Source organism: Calothrix sp. CBUCES-K 9914, assembly GCF_059640475.1.
The window spans coordinates 1-9,706 of sequence record NZ_JBXXZH010000314.1 but is presented as its reverse complement, the minus strand read 5'-3'; the positions used below and the strand labels follow the sequence as shown (position 1 = coordinate 9,706).

The window sequence follows — 9,706 nt, the reverse complement described above, 5'->3', positions numbered from 1 at the left end:
AATGAGTGCTGAGTGCTGAGTGCTGAGTGCTGAGTAATGAGTAATGAGTGCTGAGTAATGAGTGCTGAGTGCTGAGTGCTGAGTGCTGAGTGCTGAGTAATGAGTAAATAACTACTCAGAACTCAGCACTTTCTACTCAGCACTCTACTGTTGTGCAGTTTTTTCTTCGTTGGTAACGATAAAGTGAGCGAGTCCGAAGCATAGGAGAGCATTAACTAGAAGGAAGACTCTTGATAACATGCTAACTCCCAAACCCCACACAGCAGGGTCGGTGAAAGCGCTTACTCCTAAACATGCTGCAACGCCTATGGATGAACCAATAGCAAACCATTTCCATTTTGCATGGCCTAGTAACAAAGTAGTTAGACCCAAAGGAATAATTACGCTTGCGAAGATGGGGTTAAATGCGTCTGTTCCTTGAATGGCATTACCAAGTTCAGGAATAGAACTGCCTAATACACGGAAAGGCCACTGTGGTAAGTCGAAGATGTAAATTGATCTTAAAGGAAACAAACCCGCACTACCAAAGATTAAACCTGCTGATAAACTCCATGTGAATGGTAAGTAAACCCGCAAAAACCAGGCAAGCAAGTAAGAACCAAGTACCATGAGAATTTTTGGAAGCAATGCATATGCACCACCATCAATCCAAAAACCAGGGTTAAGGTAGCCATTTTCACGCAACCAACGCCAAAAGTCTTGGAAGTTGATTTGTCCTTCGACCGCGCGTTTAACTGCGGCTTCGGCGTTGAGTTGTCCGGCGCCGTAGTAGTTTAAGCTATCTTCATGAGGAGGACGCGCGGAAGCAAGAAGTACTGCTTCGATATCATCGGGTTTTTCAACGTTCGATGCGCGAATTAAAGCGGCAACTCCTGCGACGTGGGGAGATGCCATGCTAGTACCTTGGAACCCAAGGAATGCTTCTTCTCCTTTGTTGTCCATATCAATGGTTGCTTGGAGAACTTTGCCTGCGTCACTACCACCAGGGGCGGAAATATCTACACCTGCACCATAGTTAGAATAGGGCGCCCTTTGTCCATCAGGGCCAAGAGCGGAAACGCCGATAACGTGAGGATAGCGTGCGGGATATGAAACACCGTTCGTGTCTTCGTTACCAGCAGCAGCGATAATAACTACACCTTTGTTGTATGCATAGTCAATTGCATCGCGCATCAAATGGCTTTCACCACCACCACCCAAGCTCATATTAATTACGTTGGCGCCGTTATCAGCAGCAAAGCGAATTGCTTCTGCAATGTCAGCAACAGTACCACCACCGTATTCATTCAAAACCTTTAAGGGCATTATACTAGCTTCGTAGGCAACACCCGCAACGCCATAACTATTATTGGTTGCTTGGGCAATAGTACCAGCAACGTGTGTCCCATGTCCGTAATCGTCTGAAGCTTGTTCACGGTCATTTACAAAGTCGTAACCTTTGACAAACTTTGTTTCGTGTAAATCACGAACTTGAGTAACACCAGTGTCAATTACAGCAACAACAACACCACTGCCTTTAGTTTGCTTCCAGGCGCCTTCAACATTAATATTATGTAGGTGCCACTGCAAACTATAAAGAGGGTCGTTTACACCAACCAAAGAAGTTGAAGGTTCTTTGTCTTCTTCTTCAGGTGAATTTCGGTAAAACTCAGCTTCTCTGGCGCTTTTACCTAGTTTGGGAATCTCATAAATATAGTTAGGTTCTACAAATTCCGTATCTTTAGCAAATTCAGAGGAGCGCAATTGGTTAAGACGCGCCTTATCTCCTTTGATAATATAAACATGATCCTTGGCGGAAAATTTATTATCCAGCTTTGGTGTGACGTTAAACTGCTGCGCGATTTTATCTAAATCTTGCTGCAACTTGGTCGCTGGGATATTTTCCCGAAAGTCAATTAAAAGCGTTTCGTACTTTCCTTGGGCGCCGAGTCCCTGGAAGTGAACGAAATTGAACAGAGCTACACTTAGCCCTATCACAAACAAGCAAATTAGTATTAGCCTTCTCATATATACTGATTAGCGATGAAAGCCGATTGCTCACTAAGATAACTTAAAGACATCGAGCTTGGGTTAATATTCCACGATTAGTTACAAATGATTATGGAACGAGGTCTTTTGTGGTTGCCCTTACTATTTGCATTTTTCTGGTTAGCTTGGCAAGGTTCAAGGGAATTTAAAAAAGTCCAAGCTTACCAAAGCTGGGCTGAACAATTCGATAAGGCAAAATATGACATATACGCAGTCTTAGCTCAAAAAGACAAAACCATCACCTGGGGTAAACCCACTCCCAATGGTCCAGTCAAACTTGAAACTTTTTCACTCAATGATGTTGTTGATATCCAGCTATTGATTAATGGTAACAAAGTAGACATCGAACAACCACCGCAACGTGGTCGGACTATTGAACTAGAGTTTAATTTTCCCGACTCCGAAAAATCTGTACGAGTACCTTTTACAGAAATACCCCTTGCTTCTGAATGGGGTAAATATTTACGTAGGGTGCGTGACGCTACTAAAAATTCTTAAACGAAGCGCAAGTCTAGTAGCGTCACGCACCGATTTCTGATTATAAAAGATAAAAGTAGCGGGTTATAAAAAATTTATATTCGGCGCCATCAGATTTACACATTCGGTTTGGTGCGTGACGCTACAAGTTTGGTTGCTACGTTCAAATTTTTTTGTAGCGTCACGCACCCTACTGTTGAAATTTGTTTGTATTTATGGGAATTGTAATTATAAATTCGGCGCCTTTCCTTTGCTCCGAAATACATTTTAAACTTCCACCGTGTCTAAAGGTAACTATTTGATAACTAATAGATAATCCCATACCAGTACCTTTACCTATAGGTTTTGTTGTATAAAAAGGGTCGAATAATTTATGTTTGACTATTTCTGGTATTCCAATACCATTATCGGCGATACTGATAGTAATTTGATTCGATTTATGCATTTGAGTACGAATGCGGATACAGGGAGTAAAATTTTGTAGGTCTCTGTTTTTGATTTCCTCTTCTACTGCATCAATAGCGTTTGCTATTAAATTGATAAAAACTTGGTTGAGCTGTCCTGCATAACACTCCACTAGGGGTATATTTCCGTATTCTTTGATTATGTTAATTGCTGGACGGTTTTGTTTAGCTTTGAGGCGATGCTCTAATATCATGAGAGTACTATCTATACCCTCATGAATATTCGCTTCTTTCAGTTCTGCTTCGTCGAGTCGTGAAAAAGTACGCAGTGAAGTAACTATTTCACGAATACGATTGGCGCCTACTTGCATCGAAGTAAATAGTTTTGGTAGGTCTTCATGAATAAAATCAAGGTCTATAGCTTCAGCTTGATTTTGTATTTCTATATTTGGTTTTGGATAATGCTTTTTGTACAGGTTAAGTATATTCAATATATCTTCTGTATAAACTTGAGCATGACGGAGGTTTCCGTTGATAAAGTTAACGGGGTTATTGATTTCGTGTGCAACTCCTGCAACTAATTGACCAAGTGATGACATTTTCTCATTTTGGATTAGCTGTGACTGAGTGCGTTTGAGTGAGTCGAGAGTTTTTTCTAATTCGATGGTTGATTCTCGTAACGCAGCTTCGATTTGCTTGCTTTGAGTAATATCGCGCGTAATACCTTGAAAAGCAATAACATCACCATTACCATTCAAAACAGGTGAAGCATTTGATGTAATCCATAGATGACTGCCGTTTTTGTGCATCAGTCTAATTTCTAAATCAGCTTGTTTTTTTCCTGTTTGAGCAACAAGATTAAAAAAGCTTTGGCAGGTAAGTAAATCATCGGGATGAATTAGAGGTGCAAACGATTTGCCTATAAAATCATCTACTTCGTATCCAAGCAAATCGGTAAATTTGGGAGATAAATAAGTTAACAAACCGTCGGGAGAAAAAGAGTAAATAATGTCGTTTGCATTTTCAACGATGCTACGATACTTAGCTTCACTTTCGACTAAAGCAATTTCTACCGTTTTACGCTCATAAATTTATTGCTGTAAATTTGCCGTCCGTTCTGCTACGTTTCTTTCAAGTTCTGCTTGTGTTTGTTCAAGCGCTAATTGTGTTTTTCGATGCTCACTTACATCAATTAAGAGTCCATCCCAAATAATGACTCCCGAATCTAATAATTCCGGACGTGAAATTCCACGTACCCATTTAAATTCTCCTGTACGTGGTTTCATTCTTCCTTCCCAGTCCCAACTTTCCAGAGTTTGCGCGCTCTGAGCTACAGATTTATAAAATTCATCGCGGTCTTCTGGATGTAGAGCATCAACAAGCAAAGCTCCATTTTGTAAAACTTCTTCTGGCTCAATACCAAGTAATTCTCGACAAGCATCAGAAACGTAAGGAAAAGACATCGCACCGCTAGGTTCCAAGCAAAATTGATAAATCATCCCTGGAACATTTTCGACAAGCTTTTTGAAGCGTGCGTCACTGCGACTTAAAGCCATTTGCATCGCAATATTTGCTGTAATGTCCTCAACTATGGAAAGTACTCCAACGACATTACCCTTTAAATCGGTCAGAGGCAGATTATACCATTTACAAGTAATAATCTTGCCATCTTTTGTAAAGTTTTGATTAATGCTATGAATACACCCTTCTTGCTTGATCAACGTTGCCATTATTTGATCAACTTGTTCGCACGCTGTTTCTGGCACTAATAACCCTGCTGCATGGCAACCAAGAGCTTCTTGCTTTGTGTAACCAAAAATTTTAGAAGCAGCATCATTCCAATCAGTAATTTCAAACGCAGTATTCCATGAAATCAGACCTAATAAACTTTGGTCGGTTAACAAAGATAATTTGTGCTGTTTTAATAAAATGATTTGTTCAATCTGATTCAAATCGTTGTTAATAGAGTCTTCGAGCTTACTTTCTAAATTTAGAACTGCAATTTTATTTTTAAGTTTAATAATGTATTGAGATAAATCTAAATTTGAATCTGATAACTGAGTTGACATATATTGTTTATAGTTTGGTGTTCATCTAAATTTAGAATGCCCACAGGTATTAAGGTAGTAACATAAATATTGGTATTGAGCCGATAAAATTTTGAATTTAATTATGGATGTAACAAAAGAACACAGGGTGCCTGTAGCTTTAACAATTGCAGGTTCAGATAGTGGGGGTGGTGCCGGAATTCAAGCTGATTTACGGACTTTTGCTTTTCATTGTGTACATGGTACTAGTGCAATAACTTGTATTACCGCACAAAATACACTTGGTGTTACGCGCGTTGACGCAATGCCACCAGAGGCAGTTGGCGCCCAAATGCAAGCAGTTGTCGAAGATATTGGTATACAAGCTGCAAAAACAGGGATGTTACTAAACAAAGAAATAATTACAGTTGTTGCCAAACAAGTTGAAACGTTACAAATCGAAAACTTAGTAGTAGACCCAGTGATGGTATCGCGCACGGGAGCGCAATTAATCGATGACGAAGCAGTAAAAACCCTTCGCGATACTTTGCTACCATTAGCAGTTTTGGTGACACCTAACCGTTATGAAGCACAAATTCTAACCGGAATAGAAATAAATTCACTCGATACGATGAAACTCGCTGCTGAACAAATACATCGCAATTTAGCTGTTAAGGCAGTATTAGTCAAAGGTGGTGGAATGGAAGGCAGTTATCGTGGTACTGATGTATGGTTTGATGGAGAAACGTTAGAAACAATAACAACGCAGCAAGTAAACACTAAAAATACGCATGGCACAGGTTGCACTTTATCAGCAGCAATAGCAGCTAACCTTGCCCGTGGTGGGCAAAGTAGTGGGCAAAATCTTTTGACTACAGTAAAAAAAGCTAAAGACTACGTGACAACTGCCTTAACGTATGCCCTTGATATCGGTCAAGGGCAAGGACCAGTTGGACATTTTTATCCGCTGTTACAAATTGAGTACTAAAAACCTTTGCTCGTTGAGCAGTTTTCTATTATCATGCCGGCATAGCTTCAGTAATTGCCTGTTAGGTATAGGCGGTTACTGTTATATCTATCAATGTTTACTATGGCAATCTATACTTAAAACATGCGAACTAGTGCAAATTCCGTTCCCAATAATCAATACTCACATCAAGGGTATGCACCGTCTGTACCATTGTCAGTATATCGTGACTTAGCGGCAGAACTCCAAGCAGCCCAAGGAATGCTTGATTCACTAACTGTCAAAAATCAGCAGTTAAGTCAAGAAAACCAAATTTTGCGGCAGGAAATAACCAAAGCGGTTAATTCAGTTATGCAGTTACAGCAGTTGGTGTCAACTCAGCCAACCAGTTATAACCCAGAATTACATCAAACCGCCAACTTTAATAAACCTCATAATCAACCAGCATCCGCACCGCAGCAACAGAACAGGTCACAACCACGCAAACCACGTCCGGCGCCAAAGAGGATAAAAATTAACAGGGTGCCGCAACCAGAGCCGAAGCCTGAATACTTTCCAATGTCAGAACCTGTTTACATCGAAGAACAGGAAGTTCGGTATTATCCTTATGGCGAACCAAAAGGTGAAACGTCAGGATGGATGCTGTTGATAGCTATTGTACTAATCGTTCTTACAGCTTTCGGCGCCGGATATTTAGTTATTCGTCCATTGCTTGCAAATCATACTCGCCCTTAAAGTACCAAGATTGTATCGATTATCAAATATTAAACATTATTTCTGTTACAAAAAATACAAAATGATGTTAAATTGATGATGGCTAAGATTAAAATTCTATATGCTTAAGTAAAAAAAGTTGGGAAAGATTTTGGGTAAAAATATCTTCTCTGGTTTGTGGTGTGCATTTACAAATGTATTTACAAATGCGCTTCAATGGCTGAGAATTTAAATTTGCTCAAAAGAAATAAATTCTTCCTTTCGATGTTCTGATTGAATATATAAATGAAGCTACAACAAGCAAGGAGAACATAACATGAGAAAAGTCGAAGCGATTATCCGCCCTTTCAAACTTGATGAAGTCAAGATAGCCTTAGTCAACGCTGGTATTGTTGGTATGACCGTATCGGAAGTCCGAGGATTTGGGCGCCAGAAAGGTCAGACCGAACGTTATCGGGGTTCAGAGTATACAGTAGAGTTTCTACAAAAACTGAAAGTAGAAATAGTTGTAGAAGACAATCAAGTGGATATGGTAGTGGATAAGATAATAGCTGCGGCTCGTACAGGCGAAATTGGAGATGGTAAGATTTTTATATCGCCAGTAGAGCAAGTGGTGCGGATACGAACTGGCGAGAAGAATACCGAAGCTGTTTAACGGTTAATGTGTGGCAACTTTTGGAGTAAATCTGCAAAAGCTTTGCCTCGATGACTTACAGACCGCTTCACTTCTGGTGTCATTTCGGCAAAAGTTAAATTTTGCTCAGGAACGTAAAAAACTGGGTCATAACCAAAACCCCCGTCACCACGTGGTGCATTAAGTATTTCACCGCGACACACACCCTTTGCTTGCAGCGCAATCGTTCCATCAGGACGCGCGATTGCTGCTGCACAAACAAATTGCGCTCCTCGTTGACTTTCATCCCCAAGTGTACGCAGTAATCTAGCAATACGGTCGGCATCAGAATTACCATACCGTGCTGAATACACTCCTGGGGCGCCGTTCAAAGCATCAACTTCCAAACCAGAATCATCGGCAATTGCCCAATTATTTGTAGCAATTGCGACTTGTGAAGCTTTCAAACAAGCATTTTCAGCAAAAGTTTTGCCAGTTTCTTCAACATCTAATTCGGGTGGTTTCAGCGTTAATTCCCAACCTGAGTCAGCGAGGTAAGCCTGCATCTCGCGTAACTTACCTGGATTTCCTGTAGCCACAACCAATAAAGTCATAAGTGCTGAGTGCTGAGTGCTGAGTTATATAGGCTATTGTTTAGATAACATAATACGGCACAAAAGCACCTGAATTAGTTGATGATAAAAATAGCTTTGTAGGAAAAAACTCAACACTCAGCACTCAGCACTCATCACTCATCACTCATCACTCATCACTCAGCACTCAGCACTCATCACTCTTCCGCCCATTCTTTAGCCCAAGCCAGAGTTTCATGTACCTGTTCGAGGGTTGCCGCTTCGCAGTATAAACGTAACACTGGTTCAGTACCACTAAAACGAATCATCAACCAGCGGTTATCAGCAAGACGGTATTTGTAACCATCAATAGTTTGACAACCAGTTACCGCAAGTCCCGCAATTTCCTTTAAAGGTTCTTTTTGTAGCTGTTCTAATAACCTCGCGCGTACTTCCATGCTTGCTAAAGGTAAATCAATGCGGTCGTATGCGGAGTTAAAGCCAGTTTTTTCTTGGAGGTTACGATAATAATCACCTAAATCTAAACCTGATTCAACAATTGCTTCTAGAGTATACAAAGCAGATAACAGCGCATCACGTTCTGGTATATGAGTACCATATCCAATACCACCAGATTCTTCACCACCAAGTAAAACAGGTGCCGCAAGCATTCTATCAGCTATATATTTATAACCAACGGGAGTTTCAAATATTGAAAGGTTGTGCAGTTCTGCAACTAAAGGAATTATATCTGAACCGCTAACAGTTTTGACTATTTCACCAGTAAAACCACGACGTTTGGTTAAATGGTCGATAAGAATGGGGATTAATATTTGTGAACTAAGGAAATTACCTTCTCCATCTACAGCAGCGATACGGTCGCAGTCACCGTCAAACACTAAAGCTACTGTTAAACCTTGAGGATTTTGTTCACGATGTGTTTTCATCACACCAAATAATTTTGACAGATATTTGGGTAAAGGTTCCGGCGCCCCACCTTCAAAAGTCGGGTCTCTATCGCTATTAATTTCTTTAACGTTATCACCTAATAGCATTGCCAAACCACCAGCAGCGGCGCCGTGCATAACATCACCAAACAAAGTCAGCTTACCGTCAGCAACTGCATCGCGAAGCTTAGTAATATCAACTTTACTTTTTAGACCTTCGCAGTAACTAAGCCAAGGGTTAAATTTTTCTATTTTTCCTGGGGTAGCAGCAGGAGGTAATACTTCACCTAACAATGATTCTATTTCTTTCGTTACTTCTGGAGGTACAGAGCCACCAAAAGCACTCTTTACTTTCAATCCTAAGTATTTACCCGGATTATGACTTGCTGTGATAACTAAGGCGCCTAAAGCATTTTCTTGCTTTGCAGCCCAACTAAAAGCAGGAGTTGGGGCAAAAGTTTCGCTCAACAACACATCAAAACCAGCGGCAGAAACAATATTCGCGACAAAAAGCGCGAAATCTTCCGCCATAAACCGACGGTCATAACCCACAATAATTTTACGGTTCCCGACTTGCTGACCGTAAGTATCAAATAAAACTTTAGCTGCAACGGGGGCGACTAATGCGACACGTTCAAAAGTGAACTCGTCGGCAATTACACCGCGCCAGCCATCCGTACCAAACTTGATTGACTTAGCTGCTACTGACATCGAGATATCCTAACTTTCCACCAGAGGATTCTAGCATTTACGTAAGTCACTTGGTAATAAATGACTTCGGTATAACAATCATTACATTAAGTCCATAATGCTTGACACAAACATTACTGAAATAGTTTCTTAGTGGACTTGCTATCTTGTGGAATGGACATCTAAGAGTGGAGCGGGCAAGGATGCCATTGGTGTCAAGTTAAGGTTGGCGCCCATACGTCAACGATAGGTTTTGTGATGAACGAG

Annotated in this window: 9 protein-coding genes; 4 read left to right on the top strand and 5 right to left on the bottom strand. The window is 40.6% G+C overall.

All coding sequences use genetic code 11. The features are described 5' to 3' along the window. Nucleotides 1-144: 144 nt before the first annotated feature. On the bottom strand, nucleotides 145-2,007 hold the full coding sequence (locus tag AC2JBO_RS39360) for a S8 family peptidase (RefSeq protein ID WP_496959066.1): 1,863 nt from the start codon (nucleotides 2,005-2,007) through the stop codon (nucleotides 145-147). Nucleotides 2,008-2,100: 93 nt separating this feature from the next. Here AC2JBO_RS39360 and AC2JBO_RS39355 point away from each other — a divergent pair, with 93 nt between their 5' ends. Beyond that, nucleotides 2,101-2,526, top strand: a complete 426-nt coding sequence (locus tag AC2JBO_RS39355) for a hypothetical protein (protein WP_496959065.1) — start codon at nucleotides 2,101-2,103, stop codon at nucleotides 2,524-2,526. Between the two features lie 169 nt (nucleotides 2,527-2,695). Here AC2JBO_RS39355 and AC2JBO_RS39350 read toward each other — a convergent pair whose 3' ends face one another. Together AC2JBO_RS39350 and AC2JBO_RS39345 are read right to left on the bottom strand one after the other, a co-directional pair. Continuing rightward, entirely contained in the window at nucleotides 2,696-3,976 is a 1,281-nt protein-coding gene (locus tag AC2JBO_RS39350; protein ID WP_496959067.1) for a PAS domain S-box protein, read from the bottom strand. Between the two features lie 24 nt (nucleotides 3,977-4,000). Then, nucleotides 4,001-4,978, bottom strand: a complete 978-nt coding sequence (locus tag AC2JBO_RS39345) for a PAS domain-containing protein (protein ID WP_496959064.1) — start codon at nucleotides 4,976-4,978, stop codon at nucleotides 4,001-4,003. 103 nt (nucleotides 4,979-5,081) lie between these two features. Here AC2JBO_RS39345 and thiD point away from each other — a divergent pair, with 103 nt between their 5' ends. The 3 genes from thiD (at nucleotide 5,082) to AC2JBO_RS39330 (ending at nucleotide 7,272) form a co-directional block, all read left to right on the top strand. Then, nucleotides 5,082-5,924 carry a bifunctional hydroxymethylpyrimidine kinase/phosphomethylpyrimidine kinase gene (thiD, locus tag AC2JBO_RS39340; protein WP_496959063.1) on the top strand — a complete coding sequence of 281 codons (843 nt, stop codon included), beginning with the start codon at nucleotides 5,082-5,084 and terminating at the stop codon, nucleotides 5,922-5,924. 123 nt (nucleotides 5,925-6,047) lie between these two features. Beyond that, a complete protein-coding gene (locus AC2JBO_RS39335) occupies nucleotides 6,048-6,638 on the top strand; it encodes a hypothetical protein (protein WP_496959062.1) in 591 nt (196 codons plus the stop codon). A gap of 295 nt (nucleotides 6,639-6,933) precedes the next feature. Continuing rightward, nucleotides 6,934-7,272 (top strand): P-II family nitrogen regulator, encoded by a 339-nt coding sequence (locus AC2JBO_RS39330; RefSeq protein WP_015197276.1) that lies wholly within the window; start codon nucleotides 6,934-6,936, stop codon nucleotides 7,270-7,272. On the opposite strand, the gene rdgB is transcribed toward AC2JBO_RS39330, so the two are convergent. Together rdgB and AC2JBO_RS39320 are read right to left on the bottom strand one after the other, a co-directional pair. Continuing rightward, entirely contained in the window at nucleotides 7,269-7,844 is a 576-nt protein-coding gene (rdgB, locus tag AC2JBO_RS39325) for an RdgB/HAM1 family non-canonical purine NTP pyrophosphatase (RefSeq protein ID WP_496959061.1), read from the bottom strand. The two genes, AC2JBO_RS39330 and rdgB, sit on opposite strands and share 4 nt — an antisense overlap. Before the next feature lie 176 nt (nucleotides 7,845-8,020). Next, nucleotides 8,021-9,460 carry a phosphoglucomutase/phosphomannomutase family protein gene (locus AC2JBO_RS39320; RefSeq protein WP_496959060.1) on the bottom strand — a complete coding sequence of 480 codons (1,440 nt, stop codon included), beginning with the start codon at nucleotides 9,458-9,460 and terminating at the stop codon, nucleotides 8,021-8,023. Nucleotides 9,461-9,706: the final 246 nt, after the last annotated feature.